This is a genomic window from Deltaproteobacteria bacterium, from assembly GCA_005879535.1.
Taxonomy (GTDB): domain Bacteria; phylum Myxococcota; class Myxococcia; order Myxococcales; family 40CM-4-68-19; genus 40CM-4-68-19.
Window position 1 is genome coordinate 10,951 of record VBKI01000057.1, and the last position, 17,582, is coordinate 28,532.

The window sequence follows — 17,582 nt, forward strand, 5'->3', positions numbered from 1 at the left end:
TAGCAAGTGCGCTCGCGCTGGCCGTTCCGGTCGCGATGGCCCTCGGAATCGTCGTGCTGTACGTACGGGCGGCGAACGCGCACGAGTTCAAGCTCGAGAGCTTGATGAACGCGTTCGTCAAGGTGGACGACCAGGAGCTGCACCTGGTCATCCGGCTGCCCTTGCACATCACCAGGACCGTCCGGTTTCCCGTCAAAGGTGCCGAGATCGATCTCGCCAACGCTGGGCCGGCCACCCAACGGGTGGCGGAAGCCGTGGGCCACGACGTCATGATCTGGGAGGACACGCGGCTGCTGGTTCCCAAGAGCGCCCTCGGCCGCCTCTCGCTGCCCTCGGATCGCTCTTTCGACAGTTATCAGGACGCGGTCGCGCACGTTGCGCAGCCGCCCGCCGCGGATGCGGGCATCTACGTGGATCAGGGATACGTGGACGCGCACGTCACGTACGCCATCCAGTCGCCGCACTCGCGGTTCACGATCCGGACCACGATCGCTCCGGAGCTGAAGGACTACTTGAAGCTCGCCGTCCGCTACCTGCCGCTCGGCGAGCAAGGGCGAGCGATGGTGATCACCAGCCGCTCCGGCGTGGTCCGCCTCAATCCGGCCTGGTACCAGGCCGCCAGCGGCTTCGTAGGGCTCGGGATCGGGCACATCCTGAGCGGATTCGATCACCTGCTCTTCCTGTTCTGCCTGATCATCCCCTTCCTCCGTTTCCGGCAGGTCGTCGGTATCGTCACGGCTTTCACCGTCGCGCACTCGTTCACGCTGCTCGGCTCGGCGTACGGGCTCGCCCCCACCGGCGACTGGTTCCCGCCCTTCGTCGAGACGGCGATCGCCGCGTCCATCGTCTACATGGCCCTGGAGAACATCGTCGGCGCTGATCTGAAGAGGCGCTGGCTGGTGACCGGGCTTTTCGGGCTCGTGCACGGCTTCGGCTTCTCCTACGGCCTGAAGGAAAATCTCCAGTTCGCCGGCACCCACCTGCTCGTCTCGCTGTTTTCGTTCAACGTCGGGATCGAGATCGGACAGGTCGCGGTGCTGGCCGTGATGCTGCCCGCGCTCGCGCTCCTCCGCCGGTACGTCCTTGCGGGGCGGATCGGAGTCATCATCCTCTCCGCGCTCATCGCGCACACGGGTTGGCACTGGATGATCGACCGTGGCGACATCCTCTGGAAGACGGAGTGGCCGCGGCTCGACGCGGCTTCATTCGCGATCCTCGCGCGCTGGGTTGCCGGGTTGCTCATTGCGGCTGCGGCCGTCCGGTTCATTGGGCGGCGCGCCGGTGCGTTCCTCTCGCGGAAGCCGGCCGCCCAGCGTCCGTCCTGATCTCGACCTCATCGTGGGTCATCTGCGCGGCGGCGACCGCCGAGCGCAACGTCGAGATTTTTGCGCACCTCTGGCGATCCGGGGGCGATCTCCAGCGCCTGCCGGAACTGCTCGATCGCCTCGTCCAGGCGCCCGCTGCGGGCGAGCAGGATCCCCAGGTTGTTGTGCGCCTCCAGGAAGTCCGGCTGCATCTCTACGGCGCGACGGAGATGGGACACGGCAGGGAGCACCTGCCCGCGCGCGACGAGCGCCATGGCCAGGTTGTAGTGGATCCCGGCGCGGCCGGGCTCGCTCTCCAGGGCCTTGCGGTACTGGAAGATCGCTTCATCGAGATCGCCGCGGGCTGCGAGCGCGAAGCCGAGGTTGTTGCGCGCCTCGGCATAACCAGGACTGAGCTCGATCGCCTGGCGATAGTGGACGATCGCCTCGTCGGACTGCCCGCGACGGGCGAGCGCCAGCGCGAGGTTGTTGTGGGCCTCCGGATAACCGGGTTTGAGCTTCAGGGCCGTGCGGGCGAGGCCTTCGGCCTCGTCGGCTGCATCGCGCGAGATCAGCAAGCCCGCGAGATTGTTGTAGGCCATCCAGCACGCCGGGTTGCCCCGGATGGTCGCGCGGTAGAGCGTCTCCGCGTCCGCGTACAGGTGGCTTTGCTTCCAGGTCAGCGCGGCGAGGATCGCGAGGACGGCCAGGGACACGCCCTGACCCGCGCGACGTCGCGGCATCGACGCGATTCCGGAAGCTGCTAGCGCGATGATGCCGATGCTCGCCAGGTACTGGAAGTGATCGGCGACGAACGAGAAGAGGAACGGGTAGACGTCGAAGAAGCCGAGGGCGGGAAACAGCGTACCAAGGAAGAAGAGCGCCGCGGCGAGCGCGCCGGGAAAGCGTTTGCGCCGCGCCCACAGTCCACCGACGGCTGCGACTGCCGCCGCAGGGTAGAGATATTGGGAGAGGGCCACCGCATCGACGTTCCAGCGCGGATAGATGAAGACGAGGTCGGCAGGCCACACGAGCTTGCCGAGATAGAACCAGGCGGCGCGGCCGGCGATCAGGCCCCGCTGCGCGGCGCTGAGATCGAATGCCGCGCCTTCGGCGCCCACCAGGCGCCGCTCCACCCAGATGGTGAACAGACCTGCCACCGCGCCGAGGGCGAAGAACGGGAGGAGCGGGACGACGTCGCGCCGCCACGACGGCCGTCCGCGGCGCCACCAGTGCACCAGCAGAAGCGCGGCGGGCAGCGTCGCCGTCACGGTCTTGCTGCAGAGGGCGAGCGCGAAGAGAAGCAGCGCCAGCAGCCATGTCCGAAGCTGCCGCCGCTCCTCGAAATGCAGCCAGGCCAGCGCCGCGCCCAGATAGAAGACGGCGGAGAGCGTGTTCTTCAGCTCGGTGATCCATGCCACCGATTCCACGTGCACCGGGTGCAGCGCGAAGATGGCGGCCGCGAGATACGCGCCGGGCACGGCGAGCTTGCGCAGGTTGAGCGCCACCAGCAGAGCCGCGCCGAAGTGCAGCAGCACGGTGACGAGGTGATAGCCGGTGGGATCGTTTCCCCACAGCCGCTGCTGCAGCCAGAACGCGCTGTGCACCAGCGGGTAGTGCTGTTGGGTGGCTCCGGGGTCGAACCAGATCCGCCACAGGCCTTGCCAGGAGCGCAGATCGCCGCGGGTCAGGTGGGCCGCGTCGTCCCAGAGGAAGCCGCCGCTCCAGGCTGGCCTGTAGACGAGGAGAATCGCTGCCAGCAGCGCGGCGAGGAACAGCCCGTCCCGTGGGCCGAAGGAACGGGCCGTTCCGCCGTCGACCACGGGCTACTTCTTCGACATCTTCGCGACGAAGTCGTCCTGCGCCTTCTTCATCTCCGCCGGGCTCATGTCCTTCACGTGCTGCGCCAGCACCCACTGGTTGCCCCAGCGGTCGTGCACTTCCGCGATGCGGTCGCCCCAGAACATGTCGCTTGGCGGCGTTGCCACCTTGAGACCGGCCCCCTTTGCCCGCTCGAACGCGCGGTCCACGCCCTCGGTGTAGATCCACAGCCTGATCTGCTTCGGCGTCTGCGGCATCTCGGGCATCGCGTCGTTGCAGAAGATTGCCGAATCTCCGACGCGAAGCTCGGCGTGCCAGATCTTCTTCCCGCTCGGATCCGGGGCGCGGAACCGCTCCTCGGCGCCGAACGCTTTCTTCCAGGTTTCGATCGCCTCCGCGCAACCATCGACGGTGAGCGCTGGGGTGACGCTGTGCAGCCCCTCGGGGATTGCCTTCGGCATGCTTCCACCTCCGGTGAGGCGGCGCATCCTACTCCAAGGCGTTGGGCTCCGGATCCGGATACGCGCGCAGCGAGCGGGCGATCAGGCCCATTCCGCCGGCGAGCAGCCCGAACATCAGAAGAGTGTTGAACAGGGTGGTCGGCGCCCACTGGATGGAGAGGCTCATCAGGACCGCAGCGAGGATGGTGAGCAGGCCACCGATGGAGAGGATCCAACCCAGCTTGCTCTTGCCGTCGAAGAACAGGACACCGATGCCGATCAGGAGCGGCAGCATCGTCAGGCCGAAGCCCGCCGTCCGGTTTCCTCCCCAGAGACCGAAGAAGGTGTACGAGGAAGTCACCTGCACCTGGTTCAGGATCAGGTAGCCGCCGAGCACCGTCAGGATCAGACCGACGAAGAACGTGCCGAAGCCGCCGGGCGTGCCACCGGCCCCACGGAGACGTCGACCGCGCACCAGCGCTTTCGCCTCTTCCAGCTCCGCGAGATCAGCCGCGCGCTTCTCGTCCGCCATCGCCATGGCGCCATCTTATCGTGGCGGCCGGGCTTGACTAATCCGCTGTGGAAGCGCGAGTTGGGGCGACGAAAGTCGGATGCAGGCCCACCGCAGGCCACAGCAAGGGGGAAAGCATGAAGCAGCTCAAGACGGGGCAGGACAAACGCGTCTCTCGCCGCTCCCTCCTGAAAGGCAGCGCCGCCGCGGCGGCGGGAGCGGCAACCCTGGGATTCCCGGCGATCGTCAAGGCCCAGGGGCCAATCGCCATGCGCTGGCAGAGCACCTGGCCGCAGAAGGACATCTTCCACGAGTACGCGCTCGACTACGCCAAGAAGGTCAACGACATGACCGGCGGCGACCTCAAGATCGAGGTGCTGCCGGCGGGCGCGGTGGTCCCCGCGTTCGGACTGCTGGACGCGGTGTCCAAGGGCACGCTCGACGGCGGACACGGCGTGCTCGTGTACCACTACGGCAAGCAGCAGGCGCTGGCGCTCTGGGGATCGAGTCCCGCGTTCGGCATGGACGCGAACATGCTGCTCGCCTGGCACAAGTACGGCGGCGGCAAGGAGCTGCTCCAGAAGCTCTACAATTCCATCAACGCGAACGTCGTCTCCTTCCCGTACGGCCCGATGCCCACGCAGCCGCTGGGCTGGTACAAGAAGCCGATCACCAAGCCCGACGACTTCAAGGGACTGAAATTCCGGACGGTGGGCATCTCCATCGACCTGTTCACGGGAATGGGCGCCGCGGTCAATGCGCTTCCGGGCTCGGAGATCGTGCCGGCTTTGGACCGCGGCCTGATCGAGGCGGCCGAGTTCAACAACGCGACCTCCGACCGCATCCTCGGTTTCCCCGACGTCTCCAAGACCTGCATGCTGCAGAGCTATCACCAGAGCGCGGAGCAGTTCGAGATCCTCTTCAACAAGGGGAAATTCGACGCGCTGCCGGACAAGATGAAGGCGATCATCGCGAACGCGGTGGAGGCCGCGTCGGCGGACATGTCCTGGAAGGCCATCGACCGCTACTCCAAGGACTACGTCGAGCTGCAGACCAAGGACAAGGTCAAGTTCTTCCGGACCCCGGACTCAGTCCTGCAGAAGCAGCTCGAGGTGTTCGACACCGTCCAGGAGAAGAAGTCGGCCGAGAACCCGATCTTCAAGGAGATCGTCGAATCCCAGCGCAAGTTCGCCGAGCGCGCCGTGAAGTGGGACCTGGACACGAACGTTCCACGGCGCATGGCCTACAACCACTACTTCGGAAAGGCGCCGAAGGCCGCGACCCCCGCCGGGAAGAAGACCTAGCGCTCCGTGACCTCGGCCCGCAAAGCCAGCCACCCGGTCCCCGCCGGGTGGCTGCGATCTTCTGACCGCAGATGAGCGCCCAGGCCGTGATCCGCGCGGTCGACCGCGTCAGCTATTTCTCCGGCAAGGCCTTCGCCTGGCTGATCGTCGCGCTCACCTTCGTGGTCTCGGTCGAAGTGTTCAAGCGATACATCCTCAACGCGCCCACAGCGTGGATCTTCGACTTCACCAACATGCTGTACGGCACGCTGTTCATGATGTGCGGCGCCTACACCCTGGCCCAGGGCGGGCACGTGCGCGCGGATTTCGTCTACACGTATCTGCGGCCCCGGACGCAGGCGGCGCTCGACCTGGCCCTGTACTTCCTCTTCTTCATTCCGGGGATCCTCGGACTGATCTACGCGGGTTACGACTACGCGGCGCTGTCCTGGCGGATCGGGGAACATTCGACCGTCACGGCCGAGGGCCCGCCGGTCTACCACTTCAAAACGGTAATCCCGATCGCGGGCGCCCTGGTCATGCTGCAAGGGTTGGCGGAGATCGTCCGGTGCTTCGAGTGCCTGCGGACGGGGGCGTGGCCTTCCCGGCTCTCCGACGTCGAGGAGATCGACGTGATCGACACGCAGCTGTCGAAGAGCGAGTACGTGGACGAGGAGTCGCGCCGCGTCGCCATGGACTCGGCGAAAGCGATCGACGAGGCCGCGCGCCACCGCACCGTAGGGAAGGCGCCGTGAGCAGCCCGGCGCTGGGCCTCACCATGCTGGGCCTCATCGTGATCGCGATCATGATGGGCTTTCCGACCGCCTTCACGCTGATGGGCCTGGGGATGATCTTCGGCTACATCGCGTTCCTCGCCCCCGGGTTGCCCTGGTACGACAACCGGATCTTCGATCTGATCGTGCAGCGGACCTATGGGGTGATGACGAACGACACCCTGCTCTCGGTCCCGCTGTTCGTCTTCATGGGCTACATCATGGAAAGGGCCGCGCTGGTGGACAAGATGTTCCACAGCGTGCAGCTCGCGTTCCGGCGGATCCCCGCTTCGCTGGCGGTCACCACGCTCCTGGTCTGCGCCTTCTGGGGCATCGCCTCGGGCATCGTCGGCGCCGTCGTGGTCCTGATGGGAGTGATCTCGCTGCGCCCGATGCTGCGCGCAGGCTACGACATCAAGCTCGCTTCGGGAGTGATCACGGCGGGCGGGACGCTCGGCATCCTCATTCCGCCCTCGGTGATGCTGATCGTCTACGCGGCGGTGGCCGGACAGTCCATCGTCAAGCTGTACGCGGCGGCCATGCTGCCCGGTTTCTTCCTCACCTTCCTGTACCTCGTGTACGTTCTCGGCTGGGCTGTCATCAATCCGAAGATCGCGCCCAAATTGCCGCCCGACCAGTACAAGATCGCCGTGCCGGAGTATCTCCGCCGGCTGGAGCGCGGCCCGTCGCGCCGCGTGGTTCCCGGCCTGATCGCGGCGGTGTTCCGTCCGAGCCTGGTGGACGGCGCCGTCCGGTCCGAGGGAAAGCCTGCCTCGTACGGGCTCATCTGGAAGAACGTGCTGGCGGTGCTGGTCCCGCTCGTCCTGGCTCTCGGCACGTTCGCGGCCGGGTGGTGGTACGTGGTCATCCACAACGCCCCGCAGGAAGGTGTGGCGCGGCCTGCCGCCGTCGCCGCAGCGACGCGCAATCCTCCGGCCAATCCCGTGGGCCCCCCCGCCGACGAGCAGCTAGAGGAATTGGGCTCGGCGGCGCCAGCGGAAGCGGCCTCCTCTGCCACCCAGGACGGTCCGCCCGAGGAGATGACTTCCCTGGCCGAACCCGCCCCGACGAAGGGCGGCAGCCACGTTCCCGAGCATTTCTACCAGTGGCTCTGGGGACTGGCGGCGCTGACGGCGCTGCTGCTCGCAATCTACTACTGGCGCATGGACGGCGAGCAGCTCGAGATCCTGAAGGAGCTGATCGCGTCGGTGGTCCCCCTCGGAGTGCTGACGTTCGTGGTGCTGTCAGTGATCCTGTTCGGGATCACCACCGCGACGGAGTCGGCGGCGATCGGCGCGCTCGGCGCCCTGTACCTGGCCGTGATGGCCCGGTACCCGCGCCAGGTGGGATGGTGGACGCTCGTCGGGGCCGTCTTCGGCGGCGGGCTCGCCGTCTTGCGGGGCGCGTGGGACAGATCCGACTTCCTCGATCATTTCATCACCATCCTGGTCTCGGCATTCATCGGAGCGACGTTCGTCGGCACCGTCGTGCCGGGTCTCAGCAATCTGCGCAGGTCGCCGGAGCTCCGCGAGAACCTCAAGCAGGCCACCTTCCTCACCGCGAAGACGACGGCGATGGTTTGCTGGCTCTTCGTCGGCTCGGCGCTGTTCTCCGCCGTCTTCGCGCTGCACGGCGGCCAATCGCTGATCGAGCGTTGGGTGCTGGGGATGAACCTGTCGCCGGTCGGGTTCCTGGTCATCGCCCAGCTGATCATCTTCCTTCTCGGCTGGCCGCTCGAATGGACGGAGATCATCGTGATCTTCTGCCCGATCTTCATCCCGCTTCTGACCCACTTCCAGATCGATCCGATTCTCTTCGGCACCATGGTCGCCGTGAACCTGCAGGCGGCGTTCCTTTCTCCCCCCGTTGCGATGTCCGCGTTCTACCTGAAAGGGGTCGCGCCAAAGCACGTCACGCTGAACCAGATCTTCGCCGGGATGATGCCGTACATGGTGATCGTCCTCATCTGCCTGGTGTTCATGTACGTCTGGCCGGGGATGACGCTCTGGCTTCCGGAATTCCTGTACGGCGGCTGAGCACTCGCCCGTCAGAAACCTGCGAGGAGCGCATCGAGACGCCAGCGCGCCTGCACGAGCTCATCGTGCGAGAGCTCCTGATACATGTAGTACAGCTGCAGCACCTCGTGGGCTCGCTTCCGCAATGCCTTCGATGGACGCAGCGGGTTGCGCTTGCGCGGCGCGGGCAGCATCGCGGCGAGGATCGCCGACTCTTCGGGCAGCAGCTGCGAGGCCGGCTTCTCGAACCAGACCCGCGCAGCGGCGTCTGCGCCGTAGATGCCGTCTCCCCATTCGGCGATGTTCAAGTACAGCTCGAGCACACGCAGCTTCCCCAGATTCTCCAGGCGGCGCGCCAGGATCACCTCCCGGACCTTCCTCCACAACGTCCGTTCCTCGCCGAGCCAGAGATTTTTCGCCAGCTGCTGGGTGATGGTCGACGCGCCGCGGTGGAAGTGGCCGTCCTCGACGGCGGTCGTCAGCGCGATCTTCGTCTGCTCGACGTCGATCCCGTCGTGCTCGAAAAAGCGGGCATCCTCGCTGTGAACTACGGCGAGCTGCAGCCAGGGGGAGATCCGGGTGAGCGGCACCCAATGCTGGTTGCGCCGCGCCGCGCGGCCCTGTTCGCGGGCCTCCTCCGCGCGTGCCTCGATCAGGGCGGTGGTCGAAGGGTTCCCGCGCCGGAAAGGCGCGGCAGACGGAAGCGTGGTCCAGAGGGAACCAGCTCCTGCCAGCAGGCAAAAGAAGATGACGGCCGCCGTGCTGCCCGCAGGCCGTAGTGCCGATGCTTCGAACGCCATCGCATCGAGTATAAACGCGACCCCTTGGCTGCCTCCTTTTCATTTCGACGCCTCGCCGGCGTTTTGCGGGACAACCGGAATTTCCGCACACTGTACGCAGCGAACGCGGTGTCCCAGCTGGGCGACTGGTTCAACGTGGTGGCGCTGTTCTCGTTGCTCCTGGAGTTGACCGGAAAAGGCGAGGCGGTCGCTTTCGCGCTCCTGACCCGGTTCGTGCCGATGTTCCTGGCGGGTCCGGCCGCGGGAATCGTGGCGGATCGGCTCTCCAGGCGCGCAATCATGATCGTGAGCGACGTTCTGCGCGCGGGTCTCGTGCTCTGCCTGCTGTTCATCCGCCGTCCTGACCAAGCCTGGATCGCCTACGGGGTGGTCACCGCTCATTCGCTGGTGAGCGCTTTCTTCGAGCCTGCCCAGCAGGCGATGTTGCCGAACCTCGTCAGCGAGGCCGACTATCCGCTTGCGGCCACCCTGGAGAACTCGCTCTGGGCCGCGACGCTGGCCGTCGGCTCCGCCCTCGGCGGCGTCGCCCTCGCCGTGGTCGGGCGGGACCTGGCGTTCGCGGCCGACGCGGCCAGCTTTCTCGTCTCGGCCGCCCTGATCGCGCGGCTGCCCTCCGGATATGCGAACCGCGCCGATCGGCAGGCGATGGAGATGGTGGAGGAGGCGCGGGCGCCTGGCTCGCAGATCGAGAACCTTCTCGGCGTTCGCGATCTGCGGGAAGGAGTCGCCTACGTCCGCTCGCACCGGCGCGTCCGCGCGCTGCTCGCGGTGAAGGCCAGCTTCGGGCTCACGCTCGGCGGCGTTCTCGTGTTGCTCGCCTGGTTCGGCGAGAAGGTGTTCGCGCAGGGAAACGGCGCGGGGATCGCGATCCTGTGGACGGCGCGCGGCGTAGGGAGCTTCGCCGGGCCTTTCGCGGCGTTCCGGATCTCCGGCACTGACGAGCGAGGCCTTCGGCGCGGCATCTCCGGCGCGTTCGCGCTGCTGGCGATCTGCTACGTCGGGTTCGCGCTCAGTTCCGCGATCGGGTACGCCGCGATCGCCCTCGCGGTCGCGAACGCCGGAGGGAGCATCCTCTGGACCAGCGGCTCGACGCTCCTGCAGCGCATCGTCCCGGATGCGGTGCGGGGACGGGTCGCCGCAGCGGAGATCGGCGGATTCATGCTGGCGCTGTCCGCCAGCACGCTCGCGACCGGACTGCTGCTCGACCGCGACGTTTCGCCGCGCGCCCTGATGGCGGGCTGCGGCCTGATCGCGCTCGTTCCGCTCGCGTACTGGGGCTTCGCGCAGAGGGCGTTCGAGGTGACAGGGCAGGGCGCAAGAGGGTAAAGAGACGCTCCCCATGGCCGACCTTCCCCAGGCTGGAGCGACCAGCTCGATCGAGGATCAGATCCGCCTCCGCGAGCAGAAGGCGCAGATGTTGCGGGAGAAGGGAGCGCATCCGTACGGAAACGGCGTTTCCGTTCCGCACACGACCGAGTTCGTGCGCGTCCGACACGCCGATGACGATGCCGGACGGCTGGAGCAGGACCAGAGCGAGCCGTACGGCGTGGCGGGGCGGGTCGTGGCTTTGCGCACCATGGGGAAAGCGAGCTTCCTCAGCCTGCGCGACCGGACCGGAGACCTGCAGATCTTCGTCAAGAAGGACAAGGTCGGCGACCCGGCGTACGAGCTGCTGAAGCTCACCGATCTGGGCGACATCGTCTTCGCGCGCGGTCGCGCCATGCGGACGAAGACCGGCGAGCTCTCGATCGAGGCGGCGGAATATCGCGTCCTCACCAAGGCGCTGCGTCCGCCGCCGGAGAAGTGGCACGGGCTGACCGATCACGAGACGCGCTACCGGCAGCGCTACGTCGACCTGGCCGCGAGCCTTCAGGTGCGCGAGATCTTCCGGCGGCGGACGAGGCTGATCGCCGGCTTGCGGCAGTTCCTCGACGAGCGCGACTTCATCGAGGTGGAGACGCCGGTGCTGCACAAGCCAGAGGAGGCGGGGGGAGCGACGGCGAAGCCGTTCGAAACGCACCACAACGCGCTGGACCTCGATCTGAAATTGCGGATCGCGCTCGAGCTGCACCTGAAGCGGCTGGTCGTCGGCGGCCTGGAACGGGTCTACGAGATCGGCCGCGTGTTCCGGAACGAGGGGATCGATCGCAGGCACAATCCCGAGTTCACCATGCTCGAGTTCTACCAGGCGTACGCGACGTACGAAGACCTGATGGTGTTGACCGAGCAGATGATCGCGCGGCTCGCCACCGAGGTCACCGGCGCGGACGAGGTGACGTTCCAGGGGACGAAGATCAAGCTCGAGCCGCCCTGGCCGCGCATCTCGATGCTGGGCGAGGTGGCGAAGATCTATCGCGCCGGCGGCACCGAGTCCGAGCAGCTGGACGCGCTGGCGAGGCTTTCCCCGGACCAGTGGCTGGGCCGCGTCGAGGACCGGGAGATGAGGGAGAAATTCGCCAAGGCGCCGTCGGCGGGGGAAAAGATCGCCTGGGCGTTCGAAGCGTTGGTGGAACCCATGCTGCCGAAGGGCCGGGCCTGTTTCGTGGTGGACTTTCCGCTGGAGATCTCGCCGCTGGCGCGCAAGCGGGACTCCGAGCCGCGGCTCGTAGACAGGTTCGAGGCGTTTGCCGGCGGGATGGAGATCGCCAATGCCTTTTCCGAATTGAACGACCCGCGCGACCAGGAAGAGCGCTTTCGCGCCCAGGTGGAAGCGGCGACCCGTGGCGACGAGGAGACGATGCCCTGGGACCGCGACTACGTCCGCGCGTTGGAGCACGGGATGCCGCCCACCGCCGGAGAAGGAGTGGGCATCGACCGGCTGGCAATGCTCTTCACCGACTCTCCCAGCATCCGCGACGTCGTCCTCTTCCCCCTGCTCAAGCCTGAGGAGAACAGTTGAACATCCGCTGGCGGCCGGGCCCGCGCGCGGACGAGCGCGGCGCGGCCAGGGCGGGCGCGCGCGCTTCGCTCGTCTCTCTCGCTGCGTTGATGCTGTTTCTGATCGGTGCGGCGATGCAGTACTCGCTGGCGCTCTGGCTCGGTTCGGCGTCGACGCTGTCGCGCGACGCCGTGACCGCCATCTCGTTTGGCGCGGAAGGGCTCTGGTTCCTGCTTTCCGGCTTCGCCCTCAGCTTTCTCGGGCGCGGGTATCGGCCGGTGGAGAACGTGGTCGCCTCGTCGCTGTTCGGAGTCGCGACCTTCTTCCTGTTGCGTACGCTCAAGCCGCCTTCGTTCTCGTACGACCGGTTCTTCGCCAGCGGTGGGGAGCTGGTGGTGTGGGCGCTCTGCGCAGCCGCGGCGTCGTGGCTGCTGGCGATGTGGGGCGCGTCGTTCGGGATGCTGATCGGCGCGAACGGACACGTCGACCCGCGCCTCGGCTACGAATGGGGCATCGCCCGCACGCATCTGAGGTTGAACCGCCGCACCGCATTCACGCTGGCGTTGCTTGCGGTCCTTCCGCCGGGGCTGTTCTACGCGCTCGGGATCGGCGCGTCGCTGCGCGATCCGCATCAGCGGGTCCTGATCCATCCGATGCACATCCTCTTCACGGTCGCGGTGGTTCTCGCCTCGCTGACCGCCGTGGGCAGGTGGATCCACCACCGCGCGCAGCTGGCGAGGCTACAGCCTGGGCAGCGGCGCAAGCGTCCCGCGACCGTGGTGATGACGGGAATCTCCGTGGCCGGCGTCGCCGTCGGCGTCTGGGCGCTGACCGTGGTGCTCTCGGTGATGAGCGGATTCGAGTCGGATCTCAAGCGCAAGATCCTCGGCACCAATTCGCACGCGCTGCTGCTGAAGTATTCGGCGGACTTCTCGGAGTGGCGATCGGTGATGCCGAAGGTGTCCGCCGTTCCCGGCATCGTCGGGGTCTCGCCGTTCATCCTCAACGAGGTGATCCTCTCGCACGGACAGACCGTCACCGGCGCGGAGCTGAAAGGCATCGACGCGGGGACCGCGGGCTCGGTGAGCGAGCTGCCGCGGCAGGTGATCGCCGGCGAGCTGGGTTGGCTCTCCAAGCCGCAGGACATTCCCGGAAGCGAACGGGTGGTGGAGCCGCGCGGCGAGGCCGCGAAGCAGCTCGGGGGACCCGAGTACGAGCAGTACCTGGAGGACACGCTCAAGCGGCGCCAGGCGCATCCCGAGGAGGCGCCAAAGCTCGATCCGGAGGCGCTGCGCAACCTCGCGGGCATCTGCATCGGCAAGGAGATGTCGCACCAGCTCCGCGCCTGGGTGGGCGACGTGGTCAACGTGCTCACGCCGCTCGGCGAGATGACGCCGACCGGGCCGGTGCCGCGCAGCCGTCCCTTCCGGGTGGCGTGCATCCTCTACTCGGGGATGTACGAATACGACTCGAAGTTCGTCTACATCGGCATCCCCGAGGCGCAGAAGTTCTTCCGCATGGGCGACAACGTCGTCGGGCTCGAGCTGAAGTTCGCCGACGTCGATGCCGCTCGCGCGCTCGGGCGCCGCGTGGTGGCGGCCCTCGGCGGATTTCCCTACCGCACCAAGGACTGGGCGGAGCTGAACCGCAACCTCTTCTCCGCGCTGAAGCTGGAGAAGCTGGCGATGGCCATCATCCTCACCTTCATCGTCCTGGTCGCGTGCTTCAACATCCTCAGCACGCTGATCATGCTGGTGCTGGAGAAGACCAAGGAGATCTCCATCCTCAAGTCGATGGGCGCGCGCGATGCGAGCGTCATGAAGATCTTCGTGGTCGAGGGGCTGACCATCGGCGCCATCGGCACGGCGATGGGTCTTCTGTTGGGGCTCGCTTCCTGCTCGTTCATCGAAAAGTTCGGGCTCCAGCTCGACCCCGACGTCTATTACATCTCGAATCTGCCAGTGAACGTGGACGGCGGGCAGTTCGTGATGGTGGCCGCGATCTCGCTCGCGCTCAGCTATCTGGCGACGCTCTATCCCGCGACCAAGGCCAGCCGACTCTCGCCGGTGGACGGGCTGCGGGAGGAATGACTTGGCTCCCCTCGTCGAAGCGCGGCAGGTGCACAAGTCGTACTGGCTCGGGGAGAAGGAGATCCATGTCCTGCGCGGCGCCAGCTTCTCGCTCGAGGGCGGCGAGATGGCCTCGCTGGTGGGACCGAGCGGAGTGGGCAAGAGCACCTTCCTGCACGTCATCGGCACGCTCGATCCGCCCACCGGCGGAGAGGTGCTGTTCGACGGGCGCGACGCCTTTGCCATGACCGAAGAGGAACTGGCGGCGTTCCGGAATCGCAGCGTCGGATTCGTCTTCCAGTTCCACTACCTCCTGCCCGAATTCACCGCGCTGCAGAACGCGTCGATGCCCGGAATGATCAATCGGCTGTCGCGGGAGCAGGCGGAGACGCAGGCGGAGGAGATGCTCGAGATCGTGGGGCTCGGCCACCGGCTCGACCACAAGCCGGGCGAGCTTTCGGGCGGCGAGCAGCAGCGGGTTGCGCTCGCCCGGGCGTTGGTCCTGAAGCCACGGCTGCTGCTGGCCGACGAGCCGACCGGTAACCTCGACGAGGCCACCGGAGAAGGCATCCACCACCTCCTGGTCGAACTGAACCAGCGTCTGGGAATCGCGGCGATCGTCGTGACGCACAATCCCCGGCTGGCCGAGCGGATGCCACGACGGCTGCGGCTGTCCGAGGGCCTGGTTGCGGATGCTTAACCAGCGTTCCGTTCGCATCTTCGGCGCGGGAGGGAACAGCTCAGGAGATTTTCACGATGCGAAACACGATGTGGGTCGCGGCGGTCGCGCTCAGCTTCGGCTGCGCGATGTTCGGCGGCGGCTCGGACAACGCCAAGAAGTCGGAGACGCGGACGCAGCAGGACCAGGCGCACCAGTCCCTCCAGGCGGCGGCCGACGCGCAGAAGAAGGCGTCCGACGAGCAGGCGAAGGCCGAGCAGGCGCAGCAGAACGTGACGAAGAAGCAGAAGGAGCTCGCGGATGCGCAGGCTCAGCTGCGCAGCCAGACGGCCAAGGCGGAGCAGGCGCAGCGCGATGCGCAGCAGGCGACGAAGACGGCGCAGTCGGAGGCCAGCCAGCAGCAGACGCAGGCGATGCAGACGCAGCGCACCGAGTCGCAGCAGACGCAGAGCTCCATGCAGAAGAACCAGCAGACGTGGACGCAGGAGCAGAGCGCGCGCGGTACGGTGGTGCAGGCGGGCAGCGATCAGCTGCAGATCCGGACGCAGGACAAGGATCTCCTACAGCTCCAGATCACCGACACCACGGCGGTGACGCTGAACGGCCAGACCTCGTCCGTCTCGCAGCTGCAGCCGGGCAGCGACGTCCGCGCTAGCTACCAGATGATCGATGGCAAGGCGAAGGCGCTGAAGATCGACGCTACCTCGAAGAGCTCGAGCTCGCAGGACCAGCCGAAGTAGCGGACAGCTCGTCCTTGATCACCGCGCCACCCTTCATCACGAAGGGCACGCGCTCGAGGACGCGCACGTCCTTCAAGGGATCGCCCGGCACCGCAATCAGGTCGGCGTAACGGCCGGCCTGGACGGTGCCGACGTCTTTCTGCCGATCGAGCAGCTCCGCGGCCCAGGCGGTGGCGGCGAGGATGGCGCGCGCCGGGGAGAGACCGAGGCGCACCATCCAGGCGAACTGCTTCGCGTTGTCGCCGTGCGGGTAGATGCCGGCGTCGGTCCCGAAGGCGACGCGGACTCCTGCCCTGACCGCCTTCGCCCAGTTGTCGCGCTGGATCTGGCCGATGGCGCGTTCCTTGTCGACGTACTCCCGCGGGATGCGCAAGTCCTCGGCGTGAGCGAGGATGTAGTCGTCGTTGTAGACGTCGCCGACCAGGAAGGTGCCGCGCTCCTTCATCAGGCGGATGCCTTCGTCGTCGATCAGGGTGCCGTGCTCGATGGAGTCGATGCCGGCGCGTGTGGCGTCCTTGATGCTCTGGGTGCCATGGGCGTGCGCCGCGATGCGACGGCCGGCCTTGTGCGCTTCCTCCACTGCGACCCGCAGCTCCTCGTACGTGAATTGTGGGGCTCCGGGAGTGTCGCCGCGGGAGAACACGCCGCCGCTGGCCGCGACCTTGATCACGTCGACGCCGTGCTGGACATGGGCGCGGATGACATGACGGAGCTGATCGGCGCCGTCGGCGACGTGGAAGTCGCGCTCGAGCGGGTAGAGGTCGACGCGCACGTTGGGAGGATAGTGGTTCAGATCGCAGTGACCTCCCGTGATGCTGATGCAGGGGCCGCTGGCCACGATGCGTGGCCCCGGGAAGTAGCCTTCGTTGATCAGGTCGCGAAGGTCGGCGGCAAGGAACGGCTCGGAGCCGACGTCGCGCACGGTGGTGAAGCCTGCTTCCAGCGTGCGCCTGGCGTGGACCACCGCCGTCATCGCGGGCGCGAGCGGCGAGGTCTTGAAGGTCCAGATGTCCTCGAAGTGGTCCGCGCGCGACTCGAGGTGCACGTGGCAGTCGATCAAGCCCGGCAGCACCGTCGCGTTGGAAAGATCGATGACGCGCGCCCCCGGCGGGATGGAGACGTTCGTCGCGGCAATGCGGTCGTTCTCGATCTTCAGCGCGACGTTCTGTTTGTACGACTCGGAGAGACCGTCGAAGAGCCGTCCCGCCTTCACGTAGACCACGCGAGGCGCGGCGGCGAGCAGCAGCGCGAGCAGGATCATGCGTTGAAGACTAGCAGTTCATCGACCCGCCCGCGGCACTCCGCTTTCGAATTGATGAACCGCGGCGCCCGGACCAGGCGCTGCTCGAAACCGCGATAGAGCTCCCGCACCCGATCGGTGGCGGAATTGGAGAGCAGGAATCGGACTCCCCGCCGGTTCAAGGCGATGCAGGCGCGCGCGAGGCGCTTCTGATCGTCCCAGGTGAAGCCGTCGGCCGTGTAACTGGCGAAGCTGGAGGTGGCGGAGACGGGATCGTACGGCGGATCGAGGTAGACGAAATCGCCGGGCGCGGCCTTGAGGATCGCATCCTCGAACGGCGCGTGGAGGAGGTCCGTCCGCGCCAGCACGCTGCTGGCGGCGAGCAGCGCCCCCGGGTCGTAGAAGCGCGGATTCGTGTAGCGTCCGATGGGGACGTTGAAGCGCCCGGCGCGGTTCACGCGCCAGAGGCCGTTGAAGCATGTCTTGTTCAGGTAGATGAACCGGGCGGCGCGCTCGGCGGAAGAGAGGTGGAGCGGATCGAGGGCGCGGACGCCCTGGTAATGCTGCCGTTCGTAGACGTGCCGCGCGAGCGCTGCGAGGACGGCGTGGACGTCGTCGCGGACCTGGCGGTAACAGTGGACGAGCTCGGCGTTGTTGTCGCTGAGGACGGCGCGGCGGGGTACGACGGCGAAAAAGAGGGCGCCGCCGCCGACGAACGGCTCGTGATATCGGCGGATGCGCGGGGGGACGTGGCGGAGCAGCTCGGGGAGGAGCGAGGTCTTGCCGCCGACCCATTTGAGGAACGGTGCCGCCCTGACGCCGTCCTCGGGAAACGAGGTGCGCAGAGCTGATTCCGGGCGGCGGAGCTGCACGACGGGCATGCGGGCGTGGGTAGCATGGGCGGATTTGGGCGCAAGAAAACGTGTTTTGAGATGGCAAAGTTGACAGCCGCGAGGCCCGCACGCCACAAAATGGAGCGAAGGCCAGCTATGAGAAGCCTCACCTGCGCGGCGGCCCGCGATTCCTCGC

The 17,582-nt window shown here is 67.0% G+C and carries 14 protein-coding genes and 2 pseudogenes (1 of these 16 running past the window's edge); 10 read left to right on the plus strand and 6 right to left on the minus strand.

Going from position 1 to position 17,582, the window contains the following annotated elements:
* A pseudogene (locus E6J58_08505) lies at positions 1–3 on the plus strand (hypothetical protein); it begins 1,629 nt to the left of the window's first position.
* A gap of 32 nt (positions 4–35) precedes the next feature.
* Complete coding sequence (locus tag E6J58_08510) at positions 36–1,325, plus strand: HupE/UreJ family protein (GenBank protein TMB38587.1); 1,290 nt, start codon at positions 36–38, stop codon at positions 1,323–1,325.
* An 8-nt stretch (positions 1,326–1,333) separates the two neighbouring features.
* Here E6J58_08510 and E6J58_08515 read toward each other — a convergent pair whose 3' ends face one another.
* The 3 genes from E6J58_08515 to E6J58_08525 are packed head-to-tail and all read right to left on the minus strand — an operon-like array spanning position 1,334 to position 4,040.
* On the minus strand, positions 1,334–3,127 hold the full coding sequence (locus tag E6J58_08515) for a tetratricopeptide repeat protein (GenBank protein TMB38588.1): 1,794 nt from the start codon (positions 3,125–3,127) through the stop codon (positions 1,334–1,336).
* A gap of 3 nt (positions 3,128–3,130) precedes the next feature.
* The gene (locus E6J58_08520) at positions 3,131–3,586 is read right to left on the minus strand and encodes a glyoxalase/bleomycin resistance/extradiol dioxygenase family protein (protein TMB38589.1); all 456 of its coding nucleotides are present in this window, start codon (positions 3,584–3,586) and stop codon (positions 3,131–3,133) included.
* A 28-nt stretch (positions 3,587–3,614) separates the two neighbouring features.
* A complete protein-coding gene (locus tag E6J58_08525; protein TMB38635.1) occupies positions 3,615–4,040 on the minus strand; it encodes a hypothetical protein in 426 nt (141 codons plus the stop codon).
* A gap of 173 nt (positions 4,041–4,213) precedes the next feature.
* Here E6J58_08525 and E6J58_08530 point away from each other — a divergent pair, with 173 nt between their 5' ends.
* The 3 genes and pseudogenes from E6J58_08530 (at position 4,214) to E6J58_08540 (ending at position 7,460) form a co-directional block, all read left to right on the plus strand.
* Positions 4,214–5,380, plus strand: coding sequence for a twin-arginine translocation signal domain-containing protein (locus E6J58_08530; protein ID TMB38590.1), 1,167 nt, complete (start codon positions 4,214–4,216; stop codon positions 5,378–5,380).
* A 71-nt stretch (positions 5,381–5,451) separates the two neighbouring features.
* Complete coding sequence (locus E6J58_08535; protein TMB38591.1) at positions 5,452–6,114, plus strand: TRAP transporter small permease subunit; 663 nt, start codon at positions 5,452–5,454, stop codon at positions 6,112–6,114.
* Positions 6,111–7,460 (plus strand): annotated as a pseudogene (locus E6J58_08540) (TRAP transporter large permease subunit). Before E6J58_08535 ends, E6J58_08540 begins: the two are co-directional and overlap by 4 nt.
* 719 nt (positions 7,461–8,179) lie before the next feature.
* Here E6J58_08540 and mtgA read toward each other — a convergent pair.
* Positions 8,180–8,947, minus strand: coding sequence for a monofunctional biosynthetic peptidoglycan transglycosylase (mtgA, locus tag E6J58_08545; protein ID TMB38592.1), 768 nt, complete (start codon positions 8,945–8,947; stop codon positions 8,180–8,182).
* A 3-nt stretch (positions 8,948–8,950) separates the two neighbouring features.
* Here mtgA and E6J58_08550 point away from each other — a divergent pair, with 3 nt between their 5' ends.
* Genes E6J58_08550 through E6J58_08570 form a run of 5 tightly spaced genes read left to right on the plus strand, consistent with a single transcriptional unit; the run spans position 8,951 to position 15,313 of the window.
* A complete protein-coding gene (locus E6J58_08550) occupies positions 8,951–10,273 on the plus strand; it encodes an MFS transporter (protein TMB38593.1) in 1,323 nt (440 codons plus the stop codon).
* 13 nt (positions 10,274–10,286) lie between these two features.
* Entirely contained in the window at positions 10,287–11,846 is a 1,560-nt protein-coding gene (gene lysS, locus E6J58_08555) for a lysine--tRNA ligase (GenBank protein TMB38594.1), read from the plus strand.
* On the plus strand, positions 11,843–13,915 hold the full coding sequence (locus E6J58_08560) for an FtsX-like permease family protein (protein TMB38595.1): 2,073 nt from the start codon (positions 11,843–11,845) through the stop codon (positions 13,913–13,915). The genes lysS and E6J58_08560 overlap by 4 nt, the downstream gene beginning before the upstream one ends.
* Position 13,916: 1 nt before the next feature.
* The gene (locus tag E6J58_08565; GenBank protein TMB38596.1) at positions 13,917–14,594 is read left to right on the plus strand and encodes an ABC transporter ATP-binding protein; all 678 of its coding nucleotides are present in this window, start codon (positions 13,917–13,919) and stop codon (positions 14,592–14,594) included.
* Between the two features lie 56 nt (positions 14,595–14,650).
* Positions 14,651–15,313, plus strand: a complete 663-nt coding sequence (locus E6J58_08570) for a hypothetical protein (protein TMB38597.1) — start codon at positions 14,651–14,653, stop codon at positions 15,311–15,313.
* Here the strand turns inward: E6J58_08570 and E6J58_08575 are convergent.
* Positions 15,273–16,574 carry an amidohydrolase family protein gene (locus E6J58_08575; protein ID TMB38598.1) on the minus strand — a complete coding sequence of 434 codons (1,302 nt, stop codon included), beginning with the start codon at positions 16,572–16,574 and terminating at the stop codon, positions 15,273–15,275. The two genes, E6J58_08570 and E6J58_08575, sit on opposite strands and share 41 nt — an antisense overlap.
* On the minus strand, positions 16,571–17,434 hold the full coding sequence (locus E6J58_08580) for a DNA adenine methylase (GenBank protein TMB38599.1): 864 nt from the start codon (positions 17,432–17,434) through the stop codon (positions 16,571–16,573). The genes E6J58_08575 and E6J58_08580 overlap by 4 nt, the downstream gene beginning before the upstream one ends.
* Positions 17,435–17,582: the final 148 nt, after the last annotated feature.

Bases quoted from the DNA above. Each gene is read 5' to 3' on its own strand.
- E6J58_08535 (TMB38591.1), top strand. From the start codon at position 5,452: ATGAGCGCCCAGGCCGTGATCCGCGCGGTCGACCGCGTCAGCTATTTC.
- E6J58_08510 (TMB38587.1), top strand. From the start codon at position 36: ATGGCCCTCGGAATCGTCGTGCTGTACGTACGGGCGGCGAACGCGCAC.
- E6J58_08520 (TMB38589.1), bottom strand. From the start codon at position 3,586: ATGCCGAAGGCAATCCCCGAGGGGCTGCACAGCGTCACCCCAGCGCTC.
- lysS (TMB38594.1), top strand. From the start codon at position 10,287: ATGGCCGACCTTCCCCAGGCTGGAGCGACCAGCTCGATCGAGGATCAG.
- E6J58_08575 (TMB38598.1), bottom strand. From the start codon at position 16,574: ATGATCCTGCTCGCGCTGCTGCTCGCCGCCGCGCCTCGCGTGGTCTAC.
- E6J58_08570 (TMB38597.1), top strand. From the start codon at position 14,651: ATGCGAAACACGATGTGGGTCGCGGCGGTCGCGCTCAGCTTCGGCTGC.
- E6J58_08580 (TMB38599.1), bottom strand. From the start codon at position 17,434: ATGCCCGTCGTGCAGCTCCGCCGCCCGGAATCAGCTCTGCGCACCTCG.
- E6J58_08530 (TMB38590.1), top strand. From the start codon at position 4,214: ATGAAGCAGCTCAAGACGGGGCAGGACAAACGCGTCTCTCGCCGCTCC.
- mtgA (TMB38592.1), bottom strand. From the start codon at position 8,947: ATGGCGTTCGAAGCATCGGCACTACGGCCTGCGGGCAGCACGGCGGCC.